Origin of the sequence: Wolbachia endosymbiont of Drosophila bocki (genome assembly GCF_028982005.1) — a bacterium.
Taxonomy (GTDB): domain Bacteria; phylum Pseudomonadota; class Alphaproteobacteria; order Rickettsiales; family Anaplasmataceae; genus Wolbachia; species Wolbachia pipientis.
On record NZ_JAPQLG010000099.1, the window covers coordinates 1 to 1456 of the forward strand.

Here is a 1456-nt window from a genome sequence, read left to right on the forward strand (position 1 = left end):
TTTCAGTTTTTCTATTTTTTGCTGTAAATTTTTGCAAAGTTCTAAAAGGTTTACCACATTACCTCACTTTCGCTCTATGATTATCTTTTTAGATCACTTTGTCTACCTTATTCTACCACTCTGCTGAACGGATACCTTGGGTTAGCTATAGCTAACACCACAATTGTACTAACATTGTGATTTGAGAACAACCTTCACCAGAAAGGGTGTCATTCCAGTGTTAAGCACTGGAATGACGAGAGGTAACGCAAGAAGTCTACTCTTAATAAAAACCTGATGATGAATCATTATTACCAAATTTCGGCCTATTTCTGTTGCTGAAACCAGAACGAGGAGGCCTCTTATGGTGACTTCCTCCAGGTTTTCTACTAAATGAATTATTGTAATAATTATCCCTGTCATTTGGACCATCTCTTCTTTCCTCGTTGTAAAGCTCACCTTCAAAAAACCCTCCCGTCTCTTGATCAACCCGACGTCTTGACAACTTTGGACACCCACCTTTTTCGAAGTCAATTACTAGTGCTTTGAAAGTATCATCTTGTTTAAGTACGCTCTCTATAGAATCTATATGTTCATTAGCTACTTCACTTATGTGCATTTTTCCTTTTCTGCCATTAAGAAATTCAAGCTCTACAATAGACTTCTCTATTCTTACAACCTTGACATCAACTATAGAACCTTGTTCTAGTTCTGTTATTGAATCAATCATCATACTCTTTGCAATTTCAGCTTCAGTGCCACTCGTAGCAAAAACAGAAACTTTACCATCATCTCCTATTTCAATTTTTGCATTACTTCTTTCACACACACTGCGTATATTTTTCCCCTTAGAACCTATAGCAGCAGAAATTTTGTCTTTATCTATGTAAAATGATAACATCCTTGGTGCATGGTCTTTGACATCATCACTGTGTTCTGAAATCACTGCATTCATTTTTTCTAAAATATGTAATCTTCCAGCTTTTGCCTGTTCTAAAGATTTTTCAACAATTTCAAAGCTTATACCAGAAATTTTCATGTCCATTTGTAGCGCCGTAACCCCTTCACTAGTTCCCGCTACTTTAAAGTCCATATCACCAAGATAATCTTCATCACCAAGTATATCGGAAAGTATTACATACTCGTCTTTATCCTTGATGAGACCCATAGCAATTCCAGCAACAGGGGCCTTTATTGGCACACCCGTATCCATTAAAGCAAGAGAAGTCCCACAAACTGTTGCCATAGAAGAAGAACCATCAGACTCCAAAATTTCGGACACTACTCTTATTGTATAAGGAAATTCAGACTTATCGGGTAAAACAGGATGAATTGCTTTCCAAGCAAGTTTGCCATGACCGATTTCTCTTCTTCCTGGTGCACGCACAGCAGAAGTTTCTCCAACAGCAAATGAGGGAAAGTTATAATGCAACATGAAATGCTCACGTCTATCCCCTTCAATATCATCCACAATTTG

Annotated in this window: 1 protein-coding gene; it reads right to left on the minus strand. The window is 37.5% G+C overall.

Annotation, left to right across the window (positions count from 1 at the left end; genetic code table 11):
• Positions 1 to 262 precede the first annotated feature (262 nt).
• Positions 263 to 1456, minus strand: a 1194-nt coding sequence (locus OZD61_RS02095) for a S1 RNA-binding domain-containing protein (protein WP_274979674.1), incomplete at its 5' end; no start/stop codon positions are given.